Annotated in this window: 23 protein-coding genes and 1 pseudogene; 14 read left to right on the forward strand and 10 right to left on the reverse strand. The window is 72.7% G+C overall.

Translation table 11 applies throughout. The features are described from left to right. The first annotated feature begins 256 nt into the window (after window positions 1–256). Window positions 257–1,654, forward strand: a complete 1,398-nt coding sequence (locus tag ABD143_RS36900) for a glycine--tRNA ligase (RefSeq protein ID WP_343988079.1) — start codon at window positions 257–259, stop codon at window positions 1,652–1,654. 16 nt (window positions 1,655–1,670) lie between these two features. Here ABD143_RS36900 and ABD143_RS36905 read toward each other — a convergent pair whose 3' ends face one another. Continuing rightward, window positions 1,671–2,018, reverse strand: a complete 348-nt coding sequence (locus ABD143_RS36905; RefSeq protein ID WP_343988082.1) for a type II toxin-antitoxin system PemK/MazF family toxin — start codon at window positions 2,016–2,018, stop codon at window positions 1,671–1,673. Further along, window positions 2,006–2,245, reverse strand: coding sequence for a CopG family ribbon-helix-helix protein (locus ABD143_RS36910; protein WP_343988085.1), 240 nt, complete (start codon window positions 2,243–2,245; stop codon window positions 2,006–2,008). The genes ABD143_RS36905 and ABD143_RS36910 overlap by 13 nt, the downstream gene beginning before the upstream one ends. A 714-nt stretch (window positions 2,246–2,959) precedes the next feature. Between ABD143_RS36910 and ABD143_RS36915 the strand changes: the two are divergent. Beyond that, a pseudogene (locus ABD143_RS36915) lies at window positions 2,960–3,566 on the forward strand (response regulator). A gap of 3 nt (window positions 3,567–3,569) precedes the next feature. On the opposite strand, the gene ABD143_RS36920 reads toward ABD143_RS36915, so the two are convergent. The 4 genes from ABD143_RS36920 to ABD143_RS36935 all read right to left on the reverse strand — a co-directional run bounded on the left by ABD143_RS36920 (window position 3,570) and on the right by ABD143_RS36935 (window position 7,093). Further along, on the reverse strand, window positions 3,570–3,989 hold the full coding sequence (locus tag ABD143_RS36920) for a YccF domain-containing protein (RefSeq protein WP_343988087.1): 420 nt from the start codon (window positions 3,987–3,989) through the stop codon (window positions 3,570–3,572). 62 nt (window positions 3,990–4,051) lie between these two features. After that, on the reverse strand, window positions 4,052–5,296 hold the full coding sequence (locus tag ABD143_RS36925; RefSeq protein WP_343988090.1) for a deoxyguanosinetriphosphate triphosphohydrolase: 1,245 nt from the start codon (window positions 5,294–5,296) through the stop codon (window positions 4,052–4,054). A 1-nt stretch (window position 5,297) separates the two neighbouring features. After that, the gene (locus ABD143_RS36930) at window positions 5,298–6,053 is read right to left on the reverse strand and encodes a YdcF family protein (RefSeq protein WP_343988092.1); all 756 of its coding nucleotides are present in this window, start codon (window positions 6,051–6,053) and stop codon (window positions 5,298–5,300) included. Beyond that, window positions 6,050–7,093 (reverse strand): XdhC family protein, encoded by a 1,044-nt coding sequence (locus tag ABD143_RS36935; protein ID WP_343988094.1) that lies wholly within the window; start codon window positions 7,091–7,093, stop codon window positions 6,050–6,052. The genes ABD143_RS36930 and ABD143_RS36935 overlap by 4 nt, the downstream gene beginning before the upstream one ends. Before the next feature lie 195 nt (window positions 7,094–7,288). Between ABD143_RS36935 and ABD143_RS36940 the strand changes: the two genes are divergently transcribed. Continuing rightward, a complete protein-coding gene (locus ABD143_RS36940) occupies window positions 7,289–7,876 on the forward strand; it encodes a carboxymuconolactone decarboxylase family protein (protein ID WP_343988096.1) in 588 nt (195 codons plus the stop codon). Here ABD143_RS36940 and sigJ read toward each other — a convergent pair. Continuing rightward, window positions 7,803–8,732 carry an RNA polymerase sigma factor SigJ gene (sigJ, locus tag ABD143_RS36945; protein WP_343988099.1) on the reverse strand — a complete coding sequence of 310 codons (930 nt, stop codon included), beginning with the start codon at window positions 8,730–8,732 and terminating at the stop codon, window positions 7,803–7,805. The genes ABD143_RS36940 and sigJ overlap by 74 nt on opposite strands. A 10-nt stretch (window positions 8,733–8,742) precedes the next feature. Next, window positions 8,743–9,453, reverse strand: coding sequence for an HNH endonuclease family protein (locus ABD143_RS36950; RefSeq protein WP_343988101.1), 711 nt, complete (start codon window positions 9,451–9,453; stop codon window positions 8,743–8,745). A 209-nt stretch (window positions 9,454–9,662) separates the two neighbouring features. Here ABD143_RS36950 and ABD143_RS36955 point away from each other — a divergent pair, with 209 nt between their 5' ends. From ABD143_RS36955 to ABD143_RS37005, 11 genes are all read left to right on the forward strand, one after another. Further along, window positions 9,663–9,902, forward strand: coding sequence for a hypothetical protein (locus ABD143_RS36955; protein WP_343988104.1), 240 nt, complete (start codon window positions 9,663–9,665; stop codon window positions 9,900–9,902). Window positions 9,903–9,906: 4 nt separating this feature from the next. Beyond that, the gene (locus ABD143_RS36960) at window positions 9,907–10,083 is read left to right on the forward strand and encodes a DUF7455 domain-containing protein (RefSeq protein WP_343988107.1); all 177 of its coding nucleotides are present in this window, start codon (window positions 9,907–9,909) and stop codon (window positions 10,081–10,083) included. 383 nt (window positions 10,084–10,466) lie between these two features. Then, entirely contained in the window at window positions 10,467–12,335 is a 1,869-nt protein-coding gene (gene dnaG, locus ABD143_RS36965) for a DNA primase (RefSeq protein ID WP_343988110.1), read from the forward strand. Then, window positions 12,332–12,859 carry a hypothetical protein gene (locus tag ABD143_RS36970; protein ID WP_343988113.1) on the forward strand — a complete coding sequence of 176 codons (528 nt, stop codon included), beginning with the start codon at window positions 12,332–12,334 and terminating at the stop codon, window positions 12,857–12,859. Before dnaG ends, ABD143_RS36970 begins: the two co-directional genes overlap by 4 nt. Continuing rightward, window positions 12,856–13,623 carry a trans-aconitate 2-methyltransferase gene (locus tag ABD143_RS36975; protein WP_343988116.1) on the forward strand — a complete coding sequence of 256 codons (768 nt, stop codon included), beginning with the start codon at window positions 12,856–12,858 and terminating at the stop codon, window positions 13,621–13,623. The genes ABD143_RS36970 and ABD143_RS36975 overlap by 4 nt, the downstream gene beginning before the upstream one ends. Window positions 13,624–13,686: 63 nt before the next feature. Then, complete coding sequence (locus tag ABD143_RS36980; RefSeq protein WP_343988574.1) at window positions 13,687–13,815, forward strand: ATP-binding protein; 129 nt, start codon at window positions 13,687–13,689, stop codon at window positions 13,813–13,815. 105 nt (window positions 13,816–13,920) lie between these two features. Continuing rightward, window positions 13,921–14,514, forward strand: a complete 594-nt coding sequence (locus tag ABD143_RS36985) for a DinB family protein (RefSeq protein ID WP_343988119.1) — start codon at window positions 13,921–13,923, stop codon at window positions 14,512–14,514. Between the two features lie 262 nt (window positions 14,515–14,776). Continuing rightward, on the forward strand, window positions 14,777–15,268 hold the full coding sequence (locus tag ABD143_RS36990) for a MarR family winged helix-turn-helix transcriptional regulator (protein WP_465269692.1): 492 nt from the start codon (window positions 14,777–14,779) through the stop codon (window positions 15,266–15,268). Continuing rightward, a complete protein-coding gene (locus tag ABD143_RS36995) occupies window positions 15,265–16,497 on the forward strand; it encodes an MFS transporter (protein WP_343988121.1) in 1,233 nt (410 codons plus the stop codon). The genes ABD143_RS36990 and ABD143_RS36995 overlap by 4 nt, the downstream gene beginning before the upstream one ends. Window positions 16,498–16,651: 154 nt before the next feature. Further along, window positions 16,652–18,259: an SLC13 family permease gene (locus ABD143_RS37000; RefSeq protein WP_343988124.1), complete on the forward strand. Its 1,608-nt coding sequence runs from the start codon at window positions 16,652–16,654 to the stop codon at window positions 18,257–18,259. Further along, entirely contained in the window at window positions 18,256–19,308 is a 1,053-nt protein-coding gene (locus ABD143_RS37005) for a tartrate dehydrogenase (RefSeq protein WP_343988127.1), read from the forward strand. The genes ABD143_RS37000 and ABD143_RS37005 overlap by 4 nt, the downstream gene beginning before the upstream one ends. Window positions 19,309–19,416: 108 nt before the next feature. Here ABD143_RS37005 and ABD143_RS37010 read toward each other — a convergent pair whose 3' ends face one another. Next, window positions 19,417–20,802 (reverse strand): FAD-binding oxidoreductase, encoded by a 1,386-nt coding sequence (locus ABD143_RS37010; RefSeq protein WP_343988130.1) that lies wholly within the window; start codon window positions 20,800–20,802, stop codon window positions 19,417–19,419. Then, a complete protein-coding gene (locus tag ABD143_RS37015) occupies window positions 20,799–21,467 on the reverse strand; it encodes a GntR family transcriptional regulator (protein WP_343988133.1) in 669 nt (222 codons plus the stop codon). The genes ABD143_RS37010 and ABD143_RS37015 overlap by 4 nt, the downstream gene beginning before the upstream one ends. Window positions 21,468–21,540: the final 73 nt, after the last annotated feature.

Below are 21,540 nucleotides of genomic sequence, written 5' to 3' on the forward strand. Positions count from 1 at the left end.
GGCGGTCCGGGCGCGGGCGTCTCGCCCCCTCCAGGCTCTGCACACATCTACGCACCGGCCACCGTCGTGAGATGGACGTAAGAGCTGCTCAGGCAAAATCGAACACTCTCGTGTGCATGTCGAGGCCCGCCGGCGAGTGGGTGGACGCGTATATGTGTGCAGAGCCTGGGCGCCCGCGGCCCGCAGCGGGCGCGGGCAACCGGCTCGCGCGCGATCGCTACCCTGGAGTCTCACCTTCCGTCGTCCTGGAGTCGCTGTGGCCAGCAAGTCCTCTTCCGCCAAGATCGATACCATCGTCGCGCTCGCCAAGCGCCGCGGATTCGTCTTCGCGTCAGGGGAGATCTACGGCGGTACGCGGTCGGCGTGGGACTACGGGCCCCTGGGCGTCGAGCTCAAGGAGAACATCAAGCGGCAGTGGTGGCGGAACATCGTCACCGGGCGCGAGGACGTTGTGGGGCTCGACAGCTCGGTGATCCTGCCCCGGCAGGTGTGGGTGGCGTCCGGGCACGTCGGCGTCTTCACCGACCCGCTGGTCGAGTGTCTGAGCTGCCACCGCCGTTTCCGGGCCGACCAGCTGGCCGAGGAGTACAGCGAGCGCACGGGCAAGGAGGTCGCGGAGGACGACCTGTCCGACGTGCCCTGCCCCAACTGCGGCACGCGCGGCCAGTACACCGAGCCGCGCGACTTCAACATGATGCTCAAGACCTACCTCGGCCCGGTGGAGTCCGAGGAGGGCCTGCATTACCTGCGGCCGGAGACGGCGCAGGGCATCTTCGTCAACTTCCTCAACGTGCAGACCACGTCGCGGAAGAAGCCGCCGTTCGGCATCGGCCAGATGGGCAAGAGCTTCCGCAACGAGATCACGCCGGGCAACTTCATCTTCCGCACGCGCGAGTTCGAGCAGATGGAGATGGAGTACTTCGTCGAGCCGGGCACCGACGAGGAGCTGCACCAGTACTGGATCGACGAGCGCACCAACTGGTACGTCGACCTGGGCATCTCGCGGGAGAACCTGCGGCACTACGAGCACCCGAAGGAGAAGCTCTCCCATTACTCGAAGCGCACCGTCGACATCGAGTACCGGTTCGGCTTCACCGGGCAGGAGTGGGGCGAGCTGGAGGGCATCGCCAACCGCACCGACTTCGACCTCACCACGCACTCCAACCACTCGGGTGTGGACCTGTCGTTCTACGACCAGGCCACCGACACCCGCTATCGGCCTTACGTCATCGAGCCGGCGGCGGGCGTGGGGCGCTCGATGATGGCGTTCCTCGTCGAGGCCTACACGGAGGACGAGGCGCCCAACGCCAAGGGCGGTGTGGACAAGCGCGTGGTGCTGCGGCTGGACCGGCGGCTCGCGCCCGTCAAGGCCGCGGTGCTGCCGCTCTCGCGCAACGCCGACCTCTCGCCGAAGGCTCGTGACCTCGCCGCCCAGCTGCGCAAGTACTGGAACGTCGAGTTCGACGACGCCGGGGCGATCGGCCGCCGCTACCGCCGCCAGGACGAGATCGGTACGCCGTTCTGCATCACGGTCGACTTCGACACGCTCACCGACCAGGCCGTCACGATCCGCGAGCGCGACTCGATGGCGCAGGAGCGGGTGGCGCTGGACCAGGTCGAGGGTTACCTGGCGGCCCGCCTGATCGGCGCCTGAGGCAGCTCGACGGGGGTCAGAGGGCCAGCGCGAGGCGCAGGCCGGCGTCGAGGGCGTAGCGCTGCGCGGTGGGTAGCGATCCCGCCTGCCGCACGAGCATGCCGCGGTCGACGCATGCGAGCTGGCTGACGTTCACCACGGACGGGCGGTCGAGGCCGGTCTCGTCGGGGGAGAGTGCGATGTTGCCCGGGGCGGCCGCGAGGGTGACGTTGGAGGTCACGGCTGCGACGACGACGGTCCTGATCCGGGAGCGGTTGAACCGGTCGGAGGAGACGACGACGGCGGGGCGGCGGTAGCCGGGTTCGGACCCCTGCGGCTCGCCGAAGTCGACCCACCAGATCTCGCCGCGCTTCACCACTCCCACTGGCCTGAGTCGACGAGCTGTCGTGCGGCCGCGGGGGTGAGCGCGGGCTCGAACTGCGCGGCCAGCTCGTTCAGCTTGGCTGTGACGGGGTCGTTCTCGTCGTCGTGCGACGCCAGGTACTCCTCCAAGGCACGCGCATAGACCTGGGAGCGGGAGACGCCCAACCGGCCCGCCAGCTCGTCGGCCCGTTCGAACAGTTCATCGGGTACGGAGACAGCAATCTTCATGCGGTCGAGTATAACCGGTATTACCCCGTTTTCTCAGCCTCGTCCGGCACCCCTGACATCCGTCACCCCGAGGACGTGACGCGCGATCCGGGCCCGGCGCGGCCGGCGGCGCGATTGTCGTGGCATGACGAGGAGCACTCCCGCGAGACCCCTGGCCCCGCCCGTCGTGACGGCGGGCGCGGCGGTCGCGCTGAGCGGCCTGCGCCGTAGCTACGGCACCGTCCGCGCCGTCGACGGCATCGACCTGACCATCGCGCCGGTCGACATGGAACGGCTCGGGCGGCAGGCGCTCGCGGAGGTGCGGGTCCACGGTGTCGGCGAACCGCGTGGCCTCGCTGGGGCGCGAGCTGGCGGGGGCCAGGGAGGCGCTGCGGGCGGCCGGGATCGCCGCCGAGCTGCCCGGCGCGGTCGACGACGTGCCGGCCGATCGGCAGCAGGCCTTCGCGCACGTCGTGCGCGAGGGCGTCACCAACACGATCCGGCACAGCGGGGCGAGCCGGTGCACCGTGCGCCTCACGCCGACGTCGGTCGAGGTCGTCGATGACGGCGTCGGGAGCCCGGCGGGGTTCCTGCCGGGCACGGCATCAGCGGGCTCGGGGAGCGGCTCGCCGCCGTCGGCGGCCGGGTCGTCGCGGGCCCGATGCCTGACGGCGGCTATCGGCTGCTGGCGGAGTGCCTCCCGCGCGCCGCCCGGGACCGCCGCCCGGAACTCGCATGATCCGGGACCTGCTCGCCGACGACCAGGCCCTCGTCGGGGGCGCACTGGCCGCGATGCTCGGCCTGGAGACCGACATCGAGGTGGTCGCCCAGGTCGGGTCGGGTGCCGAGGTGGTGCCCGCAGCGCTGCGCACGGTCCCGGACGTCGCCCTCCTGGACGTCCAGATGCCCGGCGGTGACGGCCTCGACGCTGCCGCGGCACTGCACGAGGCGCTTCCTGCGTGCCGCGTGCTGATGCTCACGACCTTCGGCAGGCCGGGTTACCTGGCGCGCGCCATGCGGCGCCGGGGCGAGTGGGTTCCTGGTCAAGGACGCGCCACCCGAGCAGCTCGCCGACGCGGTGCGCCGCTCGCACGCCGGGCTCCGGGTCGTCGACCCGGTGCTCGCCGCTGAGTCGCTCTCCACCGGCACGAGCCCACTGACCGACCGGGAGCGTGACGTCCTGCTGGCCGCGGCCGACGGGGCCACCGTGGCGGACGTGGCCGCGCGGCTGCAGCTGTCGGAGGGCACGGTCCGTAACCACCTCTCGTCGGCGATCGGGAAGACCTCCGCCCGCACCCGGGCCGAGGCGGTGCGGCTCGCCGATGAGCGTGGCTGGCTCTGATCGTCAACGGTAGGCGGGCTCGCGGCCGTAGTGCGGGGTGGCCCAGTTGTCGTGGGCGTCCACCACCTGCGTGCCGAGCGGCACCAGCGCCAGCACGGCGAGCTTGATCGACGCGATCCCGAACGGGATCCCGATGATCGTCACCATCAGCAGCAGCCCCGCCACGAGGTGCAGGAGTGCCAGCTCCCACCCGAACAGCAGGATCCACAGGACGTTGCCGATCGCGGACGCCGCACCTGCGCTCCGGCGCACCACCACCCGCCTGCCGAACGGCCACAACGCGTAGCCGGCGAGCCGGAACGACGCGATGCCGAACGGGATGGTGACGATCAGGAGGCAGGCGAGCAGGCCGGCCACGGCGTAGGCGAGGGCGAGCCACCAGCCGACGAGGACGAACCACAGCAGGTTCCCCACGGTGCGCATTCACCCAGGATGGCGCGAATCGCCCGGCCGGGCCTCGGGGAGATCCCGGATACGGGTCGGGGTCAGCGCGCTCCTAGCGCGGCGTGCCGGGCTACCGCCTGCTGGTCGGTGAGGATCGCGACCTGGTCCAGCACCACCCGCAACCGGGCGCGGTCGTCGGGGGCCGCCTCCCAGTCCTCGACGAACACGGGATCGAGCACGTCGGGCGCCGCGGCGAGCAGCGCCGTGGCCAGCTCGGCGAGCAGCTCGCGCTGACTGGCCTGCATCGCGATTCGGCCGGGGTCGCTCATCACGTACCGCAGCGCCACGGCCTTGAGCAGGGCCACCTCGGCGGCCGCCGCGTCCGGCACCGCGAGGTCGGCCGCATATCGCAGCAGCGGGCCCGGCCCGTGGACGGCCCGGGTGGCTTCGGTCGCGGCGTCCACGAACCGGCCGACGAGCTCGCTCGTGAGCCGCTTCAGTGCCGCGTGCGCGGACGCGGGCGCTTCGGTGGGCGAGAAGCCGCGCACGGCGTCCACGACGGGCAGGGCGAGCAGCTCCTTCCCGGCCTTCGTGAGCGCCTCGGGGTCGGCGCCGAAGTGCTTCGCCGCGAGTGCCACCAGCGCGTCGCCCTCCGCCGGTGAGCCGAGCGCGGCGAGGTCGATGCGGCCGGCGAGGATGCCGTCCTCCACGTCGTGCACCGAGTACGCGACGTCGTCGGCCCAGTCCATGACCTGCGCTTCGATGCAGCGCCGTTCGGGCGGCGCCCCGTCACGCAGCCAGGAGAAGACGGCCCCGTCCTCGGCGTACGCCCCGTACTTGCGGTCGCCGGGCCTGCGGACCCACGGGTACTTGCAGGACGCGTCGAGCGAGGCGCGGGTGAGGTTGAGCCCCACGCCGCCGATCTTCGGTTCGAGGCGTGTCAGGATGCGCAGCGTCTGCGCGTTGCCCTCGAACCCGCCGCACGCCACGCCGATCTCGTCGAGCGCCCGCTCACCGTTGTGCCCGAACGGCGGGTGCCCGATGTCGTGGGCGAGCCCGGCGGTGTCGACGATGTCCGGATCGCAGCCCAGGTCCTCGCCCATGCCACGGCCGATCTGTGCCACCTCGAGCGAGTGCGTGAGGCGGGTTCGTGGCACGCCGCTGACTTCCGCGCCCTCACCGGGCCCGACGACCTGGGTCTTGCCGGCGAGCCTGCGCAGAGCCGCCGAGTGCAGCACGCGCGCCCGGTCGCGGGAGAACGGGCTGCGCCGTTCGCTGCGGGTGGCGCTCTTGGGCGGCTCCGGGGCCAGCCGCTCCCGGTCGTGTTCGGAGTATCCGGGGTGCACCTCAGCCGAGCCCCGTAGTCTCGGTGTCCACCGACGCATGGGTGAGCCGGTAGTACAGCAGCGCGGCGGTCTCGCGGACGATGTAGCGCAGCTGCGTCTCGCGGGTCTGGACGACGGGTCCGCTTCGGGTGGGGGAGGTCCACGCGTAGAGCCCGGTGTCGCGGGCCATCGTGCGGGCGCGCAGCGAGTGCCACGGGTCGCTGACGACGAGCGCGCTCTGCCAGCCGTCCTGGTTCGCGCGGGCGGCGACCGCCTGGAGGCTGCCCAGGGTGTCCGAGCCCACCGCCACGGCCACAACCCGGTCGGCCGGCACGCCCCGGTCCATCAGGTACCGGCGGCCCGCCTCGGCCTCGGTGTAGACGTCACCGGTGCGCCCGCCTCCGGTGGTGACGATCAACGGCGCGACGCCTTGCTCGTAGAGCGCCTGGGCGTGCCGCAACCGGGAGGCGAAGATCGAGCTGGGCACGCCGTCGTACTGGGCCGCACCGAGCACGACGACCGCGTCGACCGGCCTGCGGTCGTCGATGCGGGCGACCTGCCAGACGCTGAAGGCCGTGCCGCCCAGCACCAGCGCCCCGACCAGGAGCCCACCCACGATCACCCGGACGAGCCACCCGCGACGGCGGCGTCGTGGCGCAGCGGCGGGCGGGGGCTCGCTCCACAGCGGAACTGTCGGCGGGTCGCCGGGCGCGGCCCACTCGTCCCCGGGGAGGGAGCGCACCGCCTCCCGGCGCGCCGGGCCGTTCCGGGCGGTCATCCGCCGATCCGGCCTTCCGCGGCGGCGAGCGCGGTGCCTGCGCGTCCGGAACGGGCCGCGACCACCTGCGCCACGATCGACACCGCGGTCTCGGCGGGGGTACGGGCGCCCAGGTCGAGGCCGACGGGGCCGCGCAGCCGGGCCAGTTCGTCCTCGGTGACGCCTGCGGCGAGCAGCCGCTCTCGGCGCGCGCTCTGGGTGCGCCGCGAGCCGAGGGCGCCGATGAAGCCGCGCCCGCGGCGGAGGCCTTCGGCGAGCACGACGTCGAAGGCCGGGGCGTGGTCGAGCAGCACAAGCACGTCGGCGTCGGTGAAGGCGGCGACGGCCGCCCGGACCGGCTCCGGCTCGGTCTCCGTGCGGGCGGTCCAGCCGAGCAGCCCGGCCTGGGCGACGAGCGCGGCGCCGATCGCGCCCGCTCCGGCCACCAGCACCGACGGCACCGGCACCCACAGGTCCAGCAGCAGCTCGCCGCCCTCGACGTCGATCCGCTCGGTGGCCGTGGCCCCGCGGCGCAACAGCCGGCGGGCGGCGTCGGAGGCCGCCTCGTCCAGCTCGGAGGTGCCCAGCCCGCCGTGCGCCGACTCGAGCTCGGGCCCGGTGAGCACCAGCGCGCCCCGGCCCGCCGTGGTGGACACGAGCGCGGCGGGCACACCCTGCTCCAGCGCCTCGCCCAGCGCGGCGGCCGGTCGGGCGGGTAGCGGGTGGCCCAGCAGGGTCGCGCCACCGCTGCACGCGAGCCCGGCGTCGAGCGCCGCGGCTTCCGGCACGTGGGCGTCGGCGGTGCCGGGTGTGTCCACGGCACTGACGACGAGCGGGACGGCAGCGTGGTCGAGGGTGCCGCGGTAGAGACCCCCGGCGAGGGCGCCGTCGATCCGGCCGGCGAGCAGCTGCCCGCTCTCGACCGTGCCGAAGCCGTGGCGATCCAGGACCCGCACCACACCGACGCCGGCGGGCGCCCACTCCCGGAGTGCCGCGCCGAGCTGCCGCAGCGCGTTCGACTGGGACGGACCTGGTGCAGCTGCGGTGCTCGTGTCGGCCACGACCGCCAGGCTAGCGCCCCACGGTCGCCACAAGACGGTGCGACCGGAGCGCGTCGGCGATGTCCCGTCAGGCGCGTGAGACCTCCGGCGTGTCCCCGCTCCACCCAGCCCATGGGTGTGGCGCGCGTCTCGGTCCGTCACGCCGCGGGCCGCGGTCCCGTCCCCGGGGTGACGGTCCGAATCGAGGAGGACAACATGGCACGGATTCCCGCGGTGCCCGCGGACGAAGCAGGGGTGCTGGGACGGCTCGTGTATCGGTTCGCCCGGCGCCGGTTCGGCGACGTGCCCGAGCCGTTCGGGGTGGCCCGCCACCACCGCAAGGTGTTCTGGGCCCAGCTCGTCACGGAGGCGGCGCACGAGAAGGCGGCGACGGTGCTGCCGGCGCGGCTGCGCGAGCTGGCCGTGTTCCGCACGGCGACGGTGGTGGGCTGCTCGTGGTGCGTGGACTTCGGCACGATGCTGCAGCGCCTCGATGGGCTGGACATCGAGCGGCTGGAGCACATCGACTCCTACGCCACACACCCGGCCTACGAGCCCCTGGAACGGCTCGTGATCGCCTACGCGGACGCGATGACGGCCACCCCGCCCACCGTCACGGACGGGCAGGTCGCGGAGCTCGAGGAGGCGCTCGGCCGGACCGGGCTCATCGAGCTGACGACGCAGGTCGCGCTGGAGAACATGCGGGCGCGCAGCAACCACGCCTTCGGGATCACCGAGCAGGGCTTCGACGCGGCCTGCAAGGTGCGGCTCGGCCCGGGAGGTGCGCCAGCTTCTCGGGGTTGACCACCTGGTAGGCGCCCTCGATCCGGCCGTCGCGCACGGCCAGCACGGCGACGCCCGCGGGCTCGTGCTCGCCGTAGGCGGGAAAGCGGAAGCCCGGGTCGCCGTTGACGAGCACGGGCTCCCAGCCGACGGCGATCGCGCCCGCGTAGCGCTCCAGTAGGCCGAGCAGCAGGCGCCTGACCTTCTCCGCGCCCACCACGGCGCGCCGCGCGGCGCGCGAGCGGCCGTCGGAGTCGGTGACCCAGACGGCATCGGGGTGCAGCAGTTCGAGCAGGGCCGGGCCGTCGGCGCGGGCCATGGCCTCGGCGAACCGGGCAAGCACGGCTTGCAGGTCCGCGGGCGGCACCCGCGGGGGCGGGTCGGCGTCGGCGACGATCTTGCGGGCCCTGGCCGCATGCTGGCGGGCGGTGGCCTCCGGGCAGCCGAGCACCTCGCCGATCTGGGCGTAGGGCAGTTCGAGCGCCTCGTGCAGCACCAACGCCACACGCTGCGGAGGCGTCAGCCGCTCCAGCACCACCATGGCGGCCATCCGCACGCCCTCGTCGCGCACGACGGCGGCCAGTGGCCCATCGGACTCGGGGGTGGTGACGAGCGGCTCCGGCAGCCACGGGCCGACGTACTGCTCGCGGCGTGCCGCAGCCGACCGCAGCCGGTCGAGGCACAGCCGCCCGACGACCTTGGTGAGCCAGGCCCGGTCGTCCCGGATCGCTGCCCTGGCCTCCTCGTCGAGCGCCGCGAGGCGCAGCCACGCCTCCTGCACTGCGTCCTCGGCGTCGGCGATGCTCCCGGTGATGCGGTACCCGACCTGCGTCAGGTGCGTGCGGTGACGCTCGAACAGCTCGACCCCCGTGTCCACAGTGGAGACGCTACGCGGGCTCGACACCGGAGTCGGGCGGCAGCGGCTCGCCGTCGCAGCCCGACAGCACGCCCGCGATGGCGTCCCGCTCGGCCGCCGTCACCCACAGCGTGTACTTCGCCTTGACCGCCACCTGCCGCGCCACGTACGCGCAGCGGAAACCCCGGGCGGGCGGCAGCCAGGTGGCCGCGTCGCCGTCGCTCTTGGCCTGGTTGACCGCCCCCTCTGTGGCCATCAGGTTGAGCGGGTCGTTGGCGAACCGCTCACGGGTGGCCGGGTCGAGCTGCTGTGCGCCGGTCTGCCACGCGTTCGACAGCGCCACGACGTGGTCGATCTGCACGTCGTCGCTCGTGTCCCGGCCGCGCGTGAAGGGGATGGTGTGGCCGGAGTACGGGTCTTCCAGGATCCCGGTGAGCACGACGCACGACCGGGTGCCCTCGCGGAACGCCACCTGGGCCAGGTCGCGGGCGAGCACGTCGTTGCGCTGGTCGCAGCCGTTGCGGTCGATGTCGCGCCAGCTCTCGCCGAACTGCTCCCGCTCGTACCCCGTGCGCGGGGCACGGCCCTTGACCGGAAGCGTGGCGAGGACGGTGGCGGCGTCGCCCGTCGGCTGCGGTGGAGGGCCGACGAGATCGGGGAGAACGGGGAGGCCGGCGCAACCGGCGCTGACGACCCCGACGACCACGGCCGCGAGCAGTGCCCGCCCCCACCCGATCCGCACCTGGTGATCATGGCGTACGGGCGGGTGCCTGCGCGCCTCTCGTGGGGAACGGCACGGCGATCGGCGGCCGTCGGGTGGGGGGCAGCCCCCACCGGGGTCGGCGGGTAGGGGCCAGTGACATGGGGGGACAGCGGGCTGGCCGGTCGACCCGCCCGCGACGGATCCTTCAAGGGTCGCCGAACCACACCGCACCGGAAGGCGAAACGACGATGAGCACCACAGCCGAGGCCCCCCTCAACCACCGTGATCGCGCTGTTCTCCGCGCGGTCGCCGCCGGCCGATGCGAGGTCAGCAAGGTCTCGTGCGGCGCGTTGGTCGTCGACGGCCGGTTCCTCAGCGACCAGTTCTCGGGCCACCGGCTCGCCGCGGCAGGCCTGATCGAGGCCCGTGCGGCCGGGGGACCGGCCCGGCTCACCGCCTCCGGCGTGGCCGTGCTCGCGGCGGTGTGACGTCATGGCCACCCAGACCTCCGTGATCCTCACCAACCGGGACCGCTGCGACCGATGCCGGGCGGCCGCCGCCGTCCGGGCTCTGCTCCCGGCAGGCGAGCTCCTGTTCTGCGGGCACCACGCCCGCAAGCACGCGCCCCGGCTACGCGAGATCGGAGCACAGCTCCGCCCCGATCCCTGACCCGCCCCCCGCCACCGATGAGCCCGGTCCTCCCGCGACCGGGCTCGTCGGTGCGTCCGCGGACGGCATCGCCTCGGCCGACTTGCCGAGAGATTTCAGGAAATCCGCACCTAAGCCTGAAGCGCGTTCAGGTAGCGCGACGCAGAGTGGAGTTATGAGAGTGGTCGGGGAAGTTCTGACGATACTCGGTGCCTCCGCCGGGATAGCCGTCTTGTTGATCATGGCTCTGGTGCCGCTGCTGATCGATTCCTACCGGCCACACGGGTGGGTCGGCGGGGTGCGGGGGGCGCGGGCGCCCACCCAGCGCGGTCCCTCGCACCTCTCATCGCGTGTTCTGGGCCGGGCGGGGCGGGCCGGGTCGCCGCGCGCCTAGACTTCCCACTGTGGCGGGGCGGATCCGGGACAGCGACATCGCGGAGGTCCGCGACCGCACCCGCATCGACGAGGTCATCGGCGAGTACGTGGCGCTGCGCAGGGCAGGCGCCGGTTCGCTGAAGGGCCTCTGCCCCTTCCACGACGAGAAGAGCCCGTCGTTCAACGTGCGGCCCAGCCACGGCACGTTCCACTGCTTCGGCTGCGGTGAGGGCGGCGACGCCGTCGCGTTCGTCATGAAGATCGAGCACGTCGGGTTCGTCGAGGCCGTGGAGCGGCTCGCCGACCGCGTCGGACTCCGCCTCACCTACGAGGGCGGCGGCAGCTCGGTGCAGCGTGACCGCGGCACCCGGTCCCGGCTGCTGGAGGCCAACAAGCGCGCCGCGGAGTTCTACGCCGCGCAGCTGCGCACGCCCGAGGGCGCCGCGGCCGTCCAGTTCCTCACGAGCCGCGGGTTCGACGTCGTCGCGGCCCAGACGTTCGGCTGCGGCTACGCGCCCGCAGGCTGGGACCTTCTCACCAAGCACCTGCTCGCCGCCGGCTTCACGCTCGACGAACTGATGAAGGCCGGGCTCACGAAGGAGGGCCGCCGCGGCCCGATCGACCGGTTCCACCGGCGGCTGCTGTGGCCGATCAAGGACCTCGGCGGCGACGTCGTCGGGTTCGGCGCGCGCCGGTTGTTCGACGACGACGGCATCGAGGCCAAGTACCTCAACACCTCCGACACGCCCGTCTACCACAAGACGAAGGTCCTCTTCGGGCTCGACCTCGCCAAACGCGAGATCGCCAAGCGTCGCCAGGTGGTCGTGGTCGAGGGCTACACAGATGTGATGGCGATGCACCTGGCGGGTGTGCCCACCGCCGTGGCGTCCTGTGGCACGGCCTTCGGCGCCGAGCACATCGCCGTCATCAGGCGGCTCATCGGCGACGACTCGTTCGACCTCGGCGAGGTGATCTACACGTTCGACGGCGACGCGGCCGGGCAGGCGGCGGCGCTCAAGGCGTTCGAGGGCGAGCAGAGCTTCGCCGCCCAGACGTTCGTGGCGATCGCCCCCGACGGGAAGGACCCCTGCGAGCTGCGCCAGAGCCACGGCGACACCGCCGTCCGCGACCTGGTGGCGCGGCGCGAGCCGCTCTTCGAGTTCGCGATCCGCTCCATGCTGCGCGACCACAACCTGGACACGGCGGAGGGCCGCGTGGCCGCCCTGCAGCGGTGCGTGCCGCTGGTGGCGCGGATCAAGCGGGAGGACCTGCGCGACGAGTACGCGCGCAGGCTCGCCGGCTGGACCAGCTGGGACGACATCGCCATGGTCGTGCGCCGTGTGCGGGAGTCGGCGGGCGCGCCCGCGGAGCCCGTGCGGGGCGGCCGGGGCGCGAGGCGGGACACCACGGTCCCGGTGCCGCCCAAGGACGAGCCGCGGCTGCACCGCCAGCGCGAGGCGCTCAAGGCGGCGCTGCAGGTGCCGGCCATCGCCGGCCCGAGCTACGACGAGCTGCCCGGACAGGTGTTCACGCATCCCGCGTTCGCCGCAGTGCACCGGGCGGTGCAGGCCGCCGGTGGGGTGTGCAGTGGGCGGAGCGGGCAGGCCTGGGTGGAGGCGGTGCTCGCCGAGTGCCCCACGGAGATCCGGTCGCTCGTCACCGAGCTCGCGGTGGAGCCGCTGCAGCTCCCGCGGCGCAACCCGGACGAGGCCCGGTACGTGGGGAGCATCATCGCGGGGGTGCGGCTCGCGATGGTGGAGGCGCACGTCGCGGAGCTGAAGGCCCGGCTGCAGCGCATCAACCCTGTGGAGGAGCTCGACGCCTACATGGAGGCGTTCGGCGACCTCGTGCCGCTGGAGCAGTACGGCAAGGCACTGCGGGAGAAGGCGGAGGCATGAACCTCCTGGTCGCGGTGCGCAAGCTGCTGGGGCGCGACGAGCTGCCGGCGGGTTTCTCCGGGAAGCTCGACGCCGACGAGCGGGTGCTCGCCACAGCGGCGATCGTGGGCGGCGGCCACCTGGTCGTCACGTCGGTCGGGATCTGGCTGCCCACCGCCGACGGCGTCCGCAGGCTCGGCTGGCACCTGGTGAGCAAGGCGTCGTGGCAGAACGGGGCGATCACCCTGGTGGAAGCCGAGGAGCGGGAGGACGTCGGCGGAGTCGTGCTGCTCGCCGACCTCCCGCCACAGCGGCTGCGGCTCGCCGAGCCCGGCCGGGTGCCCGAGGCCGTGCACGCCCGGGTGGAGGGCTCGATCAGGTCCCGCCACCATCGTGACCTGCCCGGCGGCGGCGCGTGGTTCGTCCAGCGCAAGATCGCGGGCCGGGACGGCACAGTGCTGCAGGTGCGTCCCGACCCGGGCACCGACGTGGCCGTCGTGCGCCAGGTCGCGGGTGACGTGGCCCGGACGCTGGGCGGCGAATGACCAGCACGAGCTGGGACCCGACCCTTTACCTGGGTTTCGACGACCACCGGGCACGCCCGTTCCACGACCTCGTCGCGCGGATCGGCGCCACGGCTCCGCGGCGGGTCGTCGACCTGGGCTGCGGGCCGGGAAACCTCACCGGCCTGCTCGCGGCCCGCTGGCCCGGCGCCGAGCTGAACGCGCTGGATTCGTCGGCGGAGATGGTCGCTGCCGCGCGCGAACGGGGCGTCGACGCGCAGCGCGCCGACGTCGTCGACTGGATGCCCGCGCCGGACACCGACGTGGTGGTCACCAACGCGGTGCTGCAATGGATCCCCACGCACCCCGAGCTGCTGCCGCGGTGGCTGGGCGCGCTGCCGCGGGGGGCGTGGTTCGCGATGCAGGTTCCGGGCAACTTCGGCGCGCCGTCACACGCGCTGGTGCGCGAGCTGCTGGCCGAGCCGCGGTGGCGGGGGAGCGTGGAGCTGCGCGGGGAGAAGTCCGTGCCGGAGCCGGACGAGTACGCCGAGCTGTTGTCGGGCACCGGCGCGGACGTCGACGTCTGGGAGACCACCTACCTGCACCGGCTCACCGGCACCGACCCGGTGCTCGACTGGATCAGCGCCACCGCCCTGCGCCCCGTGCGCGACGCGCTCGCCGCCGACGACTACGCCGCCTTCCGAGAGGAACTGGCCCCGCGGCTGCGGGCGGCCTACCCGCAGCGTCCCGACGGCACGACCTGGTTCCCGTTCCGGAGGATCTTCGCCGTCGCCCGCACGGCTTAGGCAAATCGGGCGAACCGAGGACCAGGCGATCGAGGCGGCCGTCCCGGTGTCGAAGGGCGGCTGATCGGCGACTCCGGCACCGGCAAGTCACACCTGCTCATCGCGCTCGGGACCGAGGCTGCGATGGACGGCTACCGGGTGAAGCACGCCCTGGCCACGAAGCTGGTCGTCGTCGCCGGTTCGTCTGGCTGAGTCTCGGCATCCGCGCGTCGGACTGTCCGATAGCGGACAGGAACTGACCGTTATGGTCGGCAGAGTCGTGTCCACAGCACCACCATGGAGCCCGGAGGTCGCACGATGTACGCACCCGCCCAGCACGACGAGGTCACTGGCCTGGTCAACTACATCGACGAGCAGCTCACGGCCATCCGTGCCGCCGCGTTCGGCCTGACCGAGGAGCAGGCGCGCGAGACGCCGTGCCGGAGTGCGCTGTCGGTCGGGGGCATCATCAAGCACGCGGCCTACGTCATGCGAGGAGCGCTGGAGCGGTTGAGAGCCGAAGTCACCGAGCAGCCGGTCGATGCGGCGGCGTACGCCGCGTTCACCGATAGCTTCGCCGTGCGCGATGGCGAGACGGTGGCCGGGACCATCGAGGACTTCGACCGGGTGCGGGCTCAGCTGCTGGCCACGGTCGCCGCGACCGATCCGGCCGGCGACACCATGGCGCCTCCCGCGCCGTGGCACGGGATCTTCGACGCCCGGCTGATTCACGCTCGCTACTACCTGGTGCACCTGGTCGAGGAGTGTGCCCGGCACGCGGGGCATGCCGACATCATCCGCGAGCAGATCGACGGTGTGGCGGTGCCGACGCTGGTGCTCACCCTGGCCGGGGCGAGCGCCAACGACTTCTTCCAGCCGTACCAGCCGGCCCCTGGCACCCTCCTGGCGTGATCTGCGGCCGCGGCGGCCACCGGCGCTGCGGTGAGTCGGTCACTGTTCGGCGCTCACGGCGGCGGTCAGCCTTTGTCGACGGTCCGCGCGACCCAGGTGACCACCAGGTCCCGCGTTTCTCAGGGCGGACGTCGCGCGTCGGCTTGGCAGGGCGGTGGCCCGGTGGCACCTCGGGTGCATCGGCGACGAGGACGCCGCCGACATGCCCAGGGTGGACCAGCGAGCTTCCCAGGCTGTCTATTAGGGCTGTTATATTAGTGCTGTGACATCTCCGGGAGGCGGCGATCCGACGCTGCACAGCGCAATCCGCCCCTTGCGCGAGCTCCTGGGCGAGATGGACGCCGACATCGGGCGCCTCTACGCGGCCCGCGGCGTCACCGGCGTCCGGCCGCGGTTCAGCATGGCGCTCATCCGCCTGCACCACCGCGGCCCGATGACCGTCAAGGAGCTGGCGGAGCAGATCGACGTCTCGCACTCGGCGATGAGCCAGACCGTCACGGCCATGCGGAGCGAAGGGCTTGTCGAGACCGCCCCCGGCCGCGACGCCCGGACCCGCGACGTGAGGTTGACCGAGAAGGGCCGGGCGCTCGTCCCGTTCCTGGAAGCGGAGTGGCGGGCGACCGAACGCGCCTTCGCCGAGCTGGAGACCGAGCTGCCCTACGCCCTGACACAGGTGGTGGAGGACATGGCGGCGGCCCTGCGGCGCAGGCCGTTCCTCGACAGGATCACGGCTGCGCTGGACGAAGGACCGTGAGTGCGCTCGACGGCGTGATCGACACCCGGCCGCTGCGCTCGCAGCCCGCGTTCCGCCGCCTCTGGATCGGAACGACCACGGCGGTCTTCGGCGCGCAGGTCGCCATGGTCGCGGTGCTCTACCAGGTGTGGGAGCTGACCCACAGCGCCGTGTGGGTCGGCGTGGTCGGCGTCGCGACGGCCGTGCCCACGATCGTGTTCGGGCTGATCGGCGGCACGCTGGCCGACGCGGTGGACCGGCGCAGGCTCGTGCTGCTGTCCGGCCTCGGGCTGACCACCGCGGCCGTCCTGCTCGCCGTCCAGGCCGCGGTGGGGGCGGGCTCGCTGGCGCTCGTCCTGGTGCTCGTGACGGCGCAGACGGCATGCGGCTCGCTCGGCTCGGCCGCCCGGCGCACGTTCGTCCCGCGCCTGTTGCCCCGCGAACTCGTGCCTGCGGGGGTCGCCCTGAACCACGTGAGCTTCCAGTTCGCGATGCTGGCGGGCCCGGCGGTCGCCGGTCTGGTGCTCGCCGGCTGGGGCCTGACGGCGGCCTTCGCGATCGACGCGGTGGCTGTCGCCGTCTCCATGTACGGCGTGGCTCGGCTCCCGAGCATGCGCCCGGACGGCGCTACCCGGCCCGGCCTGCGGGCCACGTGGGACGGGTGGCGGTTCGTCCTGCGCCGCCCGGCGCTCCGTGGGGCGATGGCGTCCGACCTCGCCGCCACCGTGCTCGCCATGCCGATCGCGCTCTTCCCCGTGCTGAACGAGGAGCGGTTCGGCGGTGACCCGCAGACCCTCGGGCTGTTCCTGTCGGCCATCGCGGTGGGCGGGATCGCGGCCGGACTGACCTCGGGTGCGGTGACGCGGGCGAGCCGGCCCGGCCTGGTCATGCTCGGCGCGGCGGGCGTCTGGGGAGCGGCGCTCGCCGGGTTCGGGCTCGTCGACTCGCTGTACCCGACGCTCGCCTTCCTCGCCGTCGCCGGGGCGGCCGACACGGTCTCGGTGATCTCCCGTGGCGCGCTGGTACAGCTCGCCACCCCCGACGCCTACCTCGGGAGGGTCAGCTCGGTCGAGAACGTCGTCGGGATGGGCGGTCCGGGCATCGGCAACGCGCGGGCGGGACTGGTCGCGGGGCTCACCTCGGCCTCGTTCGCGGCCGTCAGCGGCGGGCTCGCGTGTGTCGCCGTGGTGGCCGCGCTGGCCGCCTCCTCGCCCGGGCTGCGCCGGTGGCGTCAGGACCCCGGCGGGTGACCGTGTGGACCGGGATCGGCACCTGCCTAGCCGTGGGCGGGGGGCCCTGATGCGATGAATGTGGCTTTCCTGGCTTTCCTGGCGTTCTGGGGTGGCACGTCCGGGTGAGCGGTGTCACTCTCTCCATGTCGATCTCTCGGAGTGGAGGGGGACCATGACCGCGGGGAGCAAAGGCGCTCGCACGGACGTCGACAAGGCCCTGCTGGGGCACGCCACCTATCGGAGCCTGGGGGAGCAGCGGCTCTCGCCCGCCGAGGAGCGGTTCGAAAGGGGCCGCCGGACTGTCGGGCTGGTGCTCGCGCCGGTCGTCACACTCGTGTTCCTGGCGTTGCCGCTCGCCATCACGCCGCAGCAGCAGGTGCTCGCCGGGATCCTGCTCGGCGTGATCGTCCTGTGGGTCACCGAGGCGGTGCCGATCCCGATCGCGGGGTTGCTCGGCGTGGCGCTGGTGGTGATCATGCAGGTCGCCCCGGCCGACGACGTGCTCGCCAACTTCGGCAACTCCACGATCTTCACGTTCATCGGGGCGTTCATCCTGGCCCAGGCGATGCTCAAGCACGGCGTCGCGCGGCGGTTCGCGTTCCGGATCCTCGCGCTGCCGCGGGCCGGGCGCTCGACAACGGGCGTGATCATCGCGTTCGGCGGCATCACCTGCGTGCTCTCGGCGTTCGTCTCCAACACCGCCACCGTAGCGATGCTGCTGCCGACGGCGCTCGGCATCCTCGCGGTGATCGCGAAGCTGATGCAGGAACGCGGGGTCGTCCCGGTCGACTTCGACCCGCTGCGGCTGCGGGTCGGCGCCGCGATCATGCTGATGCTCGCGTACGGCGCGAGCGTCGGCGGCCTGCTCACTCCGGTCGGCAGCCCGCCCAACCTGATCGGCCGTGGGCTGATCGAGGAAGCCACCGGCGTTCGGATCAGCTTCGCGCAGTGGGTGGCGATCGCCGTGCCGGTGTGCCTGCTGATGTTCGTGGCGCTCGCCGTCGTGCTGCTCCTGCTCAACAAGCCCGAGATCAAGCGCATCGACGGCGTCGCGGACTACGTCGCTGAGCAGCGCCGCGAGATGGGACCGCTGTCGCGCGCGGAGAAGAACACCCTCATCGCCTTCGGCGTCACTGTGACGCTGTGGATCCTGCCCGGCATCGTCGCGTTGTTCGCGGGCAACGAGTCGCCCGTGTACACGGCTCTCAGCGACCGGCTCGACGAGGGCATGGTCGCCATCCTCGGCGCGTCGCTGCTCTACCTGCTGCCCACCGACTGGCAGCAGCGGGAGTTCACGCTGCGCTGGCGCGACGCCGCCGAGATCGACTGGGGCACGATCGTGCTCTTCGGCACCGGCATCATCTTCGGTTCCCTGCTCGCCGACACCGGCCTCGCCGAGACGATCGGCGTCGCCGTGGCGCAGGGAGCGGGGCTGAACAACGTCGTCACGATCACGGTCTTCGCGGTGCTGCTCGCGATCATCGTCTCCGAGACCACCAGCAACACGGCCTCGGCCGCCGTGGTGGTGCCGATCATCATCCCGGTGGCGGTGGCCGCGGGCGTCAACCCGTTCGTGCCGGCGCTCGCCGCGACGTTCGCGGCCTCGTTCGGCTTCATGCTGCCGGTCTCGACGCCTCAGAACGCGGTGGTCTACGGGTCGGGTGCTGTGCCCATCACCACGATGATTCGCTCCGGCGCGGCGTTCGACGTGCTCGGCGCGATACTCATCATCGTGTTCCTTCCATTGATGGTGTCGCTGCTCGGCCTGGGGGTCGCGTGACCTCTCAGAAGATCGCCGTGATCCCCGGCGACGGGATCGGTACCGAGGTCGTCTCCGCCGCTCGTGAGGTGCTGGACGCCGGGTGCGCCAAACACGGCGTGACGCTCGAGTACACCGAGTTCGACTGGTCGTGCCGGCGCTACGAGGAGCAGGGCGCGATGATGCCGCCCGACGGCCTGGAGAGGCTGCGCGGCTTCGACGCGATCTTCCTCGGCGCCGTCGGCTGGCCTGGCGTGCCCGACCACGTATCGCTGTGGGGCCTGCTCATCCCGATCCGCCGCACGTTCCGCCAGTACGTCAACCTGCGCCCGATCCGCGTGTTCGACGGCGTGCAGAGCCCGCTACGGGGGGCTGAGCACGTCGACTTCGTGGTGGTGCGGGAGAACGTCGAGGGCGAGTACAGCGAGGTCGGCGGCCGGGTGAACCGTGGGTTCCCGGACGAGGCCGCGATCCAGGAGTCGATCTTCACTCGTGTCGGGGTGAGCCGGATCGCCGACTTCGCGTTCGACCTGGCCGCATCCCGCCGCGGGTACGTCACCTCGGCGACCAAGTCCAACGGGATCGTCCACACGCTCCCGTTCTGGGACGAGGTGGTCGCCGAGCGCGCCGCCCAGCACCCGGACGTGCGGTTCGACAGCGAGCACATCGACGCCCTCGCGGCGAAGTTCGTACTGCAGCCGGAGCGGTTCGACGTGGTGGTGGGCTCCAACCTGTTCGGCGACATCCTCTCCGACCTCGCCGCCGCCGTCGCGGGCTCGATCGGGATCGCGCCCTCGGCGAACCTCGACCCGACCAAGCAGCACCCGTCGATGTTCGAGCCGGTGCACGGCTCGGCTCCGGACATCGCCGGGCAGGGCGTGGCGAACCCGGTCGGAGCGGTGTGGTCGGCTGCACTGATGCTGGAGCACCTGGGCCATGCGGCCGCGGCCGCCGACGTCGTCGCGGCGATGGAGGCGACCCTGGCGAAGCCGGAGACGAGGACGGCCGACCTGGGCGGCACGGCGAAGACGGCCGACGTGACGGCGGCGATGGTGGCGCACCTGCGCTGACCGCGGATCGCGCAGGCGCAGCATCCGGGATCAGAGCAGGTCCACCTCCCGGCCCGTACCTCGCCCGGCGCCGGCACGTGGTCCCCACGGACGTCCTCGCGGCGTGACTCACCCGGCCGCGAGGACCTTTCCGGGGTTCAGGATGCCCAGCGGGTCGAAGGCCTTCTTGATGTCGCGGTGCAGGCGCGTGCTCAGCTCGCCAAGCTCCGTCGCGAGCCAGTCGCGCTTGAGCACCCCCACGCCGTGCTCGCCCGTGATCGTGCCGCCGAGCGCGAGCCCGAGCCGCATGATCGCGTCGAACGCCTTCTGCGCCCGCTCCACCGCGGCCGGGTCGCCGCGGTCGAAGATCACCGTGGGGTGCATGTTGCCGTCGCCGACGTGGCCGGGGCAGCAGACGGTCACGCCGTGCTCCTGGGCGATCACGGTGATCCCGTCGAGCAGGTCCACGAGCCGCGAGCGGGGCACGGCGACGTCGTCGATGAGCGTGGAGCCGAGCTTCTCCACCGCGAAGTGGACGATCCGGCGGGCCTCCATCAGCATCGCCGACTCGGTGGCGTCGGAGGCCACGGCCACGTCGAGGGCGCCGAGCTCGCCGCAGATCACGCCCATCGCCTCGACATCGGCGGCGGCGCGCGGGCCGCGGTCGGACTGCGTGAGCAGCAGCGCCCCGACGCCGGTGGGCAGGCCCATGTCGCGGTAGTCCTGGATCGCCCGCACGGTCACGCCGTCGAGGAACTCGCACATCGACGGCTGCAACCCGGCGGCCATGATCTTCGTGACGGCGGTGAGCGCGTCGGCGGCCGTGGTGAAGGCGGCGGCCATCGTCAGTGCCGCCTCGGGCGCGGGCTTCAGCCCGAGGGTGGCCTGCGTGATCACGCCGAGGGTGCCCTCGGAGCCGACGATCAGGCGGGTGAGGTCGTAGCCGGCCACGCCCTTCGCGGTGCGCCGGCCGGTGCGCAGGATCTCCCCGCTCGCCATGACGACCTCGAGGGCACGGACGAAGTCGGTGGTCACCCCGTACTTCACGCAGCACAGCCCGCCGGCGTTGGTGGCGAGGTTGCCGCCGATCGTCGAGAGCTCCCACGACGACGGGTCCGGCGGGTAGTAGAGGCCCTGTTCCAGCACCGCCCGGGACAGCACGGCGTTCAGCACGCCGGGCTCGACGACCGCGACCTGGTCGACGGGGTTGATCTCGACGATCTGGTCCATCCTGCTGAGCGAGAGCACGATCCCGCCGTCGACGGCGTTGGCCGCGCCCGACAGGCCCGTCCGGGAACCCTGGGGCACCACCGGCACCCGGTGGGCCGACGCCACCCGCAGCACGTGCTGCACCTGCTCGGTCGCGGTCGGCCGCACCACGGCGAGGGGCGTGCCGGACGGGCAGAAGTTCGCTTCGTCGTGGCGGTAGGCCTCGGTGCTCGCCGGGTCGGTGAGCACCGCGTCCGCGGGCAGGCCCGCAGCGAGTTCGTCGAGAACGGGCGCGAGAACGGTCATCGGTCTCCTTCGGCGTACGTGGGGCGCAGGCGGCCGTAGTAGGACCGCTCGAGGTGCTCGCGCATCGCCGCCTCCGCGGCGGCCGCGTCGCAGGCGAGCACGGCGTCGCTGATCTTCCGGTGCTCGGCGAGCGCCTTCGGGCCGATCCCGCGGTCGTAGTGGAGGCGGTAGATGTGCAGGTGCCAGTGGGTGCGCTGGAACGCCTGCCGCACCTGGTCGCTGCCGGCGAGCTCGGCGACCAGCAGGTGGAAGCGGGCGTCGTGCGCGGTGAAGGCCCGGTATGCCGCGTACGTGTCGTCATCGGGTGCGTCGGCGGCGGCGAGCTCGGCGGCCAGCCGCGCCCGCCCGTCCTCGCCCGCTCGCCCGGCGGCTCGCGCCGCCGCCCACGGCTCGATGAGCAGCCGGAACTGGTACAGGTCGTCGAGCTGGTCGAGGGTCAGCAGCGGGGTGGTGCGGTAGCCGCGCAACGGCTCCTTGACGACGAGCTGCGCCGACTCCAGCCGGGCCAGCGCCTCCCGGACGGGGGTGGGTGAGACGCCCAGGTCGCGGGCCAGCCCGTCGATCGAGACGCGGGCACCCGGCGCGATCCGGTGATCCATGATCAGCGCCTTGATCGCCTCGTGGACGTCGTCGACAAGGACCGGACGACGGAGCGGCGCGCCCATGTGTGACCTCCGACCCCTCCGGCGACGCGGTAGATCCTATAGGATCCTCTTCGATCGGGACCTTGGAGACAGC

Origin of the sequence: Pseudonocardia aurantiaca (genome assembly GCF_039526725.1) — a bacterium.
In the GTDB taxonomy this organism is placed as follows: domain Bacteria; phylum Actinomycetota; class Actinomycetes; order Mycobacteriales; family Pseudonocardiaceae; genus Pseudonocardia; species Pseudonocardia aurantiaca.

Bases quoted from the DNA above. Each gene is read 5' to 3' on its own strand.
- ABD143_RS36960 (WP_343988107.1), top strand. From the start codon at position 9,907: ATGGCCACCCAGACCTCCGTGATCCTCACCAACCGGGACCGCTGCGAC.
- ABD143_RS37000 (WP_343988124.1), top strand. From the start codon at position 16,652: ATGACCGCGGGGAGCAAAGGCGCTCGCACGGACGTCGACAAGGCCCTG.
- ABD143_RS36955 (WP_343988104.1), top strand. From the start codon at position 9,663: ATGAGCACCACAGCCGAGGCCCCCCTCAACCACCGTGATCGCGCTGTT.
- ABD143_RS36985 (WP_343988119.1), top strand. From the start codon at position 13,921: ATGTACGCACCCGCCCAGCACGACGAGGTCACTGGCCTGGTCAACTAC.
- ABD143_RS36975 (WP_343988116.1), top strand. From the start codon at position 12,856: ATGACCAGCACGAGCTGGGACCCGACCCTTTACCTGGGTTTCGACGAC.
- ABD143_RS36940 (WP_343988096.1), top strand. From the start codon at position 7,289: ATGGCACGGATTCCCGCGGTGCCCGCGGACGAAGCAGGGGTGCTGGGA.
- ABD143_RS37015 (WP_343988133.1), bottom strand. From the start codon at position 21,467: ATGGGCGCGCCGCTCCGTCGTCCGGTCCTTGTCGACGACGTCCACGAG.
- ABD143_RS36910 (WP_343988085.1), bottom strand. From the start codon at position 2,245: ATGAAGATTGCTGTCTCCGTACCCGATGAACTGTTCGAACGGGCCGAC.
- ABD143_RS37010 (WP_343988130.1), bottom strand. From the start codon at position 20,802: ATGACCGTTCTCGCGCCCGTTCTCGACGAACTCGCTGCGGGCCTGCCC.
- ABD143_RS36970 (WP_343988113.1), top strand. From the start codon at position 12,332: ATGAACCTCCTGGTCGCGGTGCGCAAGCTGCTGGGGCGCGACGAGCTG.
- ABD143_RS36920 (WP_343988087.1), bottom strand. From the start codon at position 3,989: ATGCGCACCGTGGGGAACCTGCTGTGGTTCGTCCTCGTCGGCTGGTGG.
- ABD143_RS36930 (WP_343988092.1), bottom strand. From the start codon at position 6,053: ATGACCGCCCGGAACGGCCCGGCGCGCCGGGAGGCGGTGCGCTCCCTC.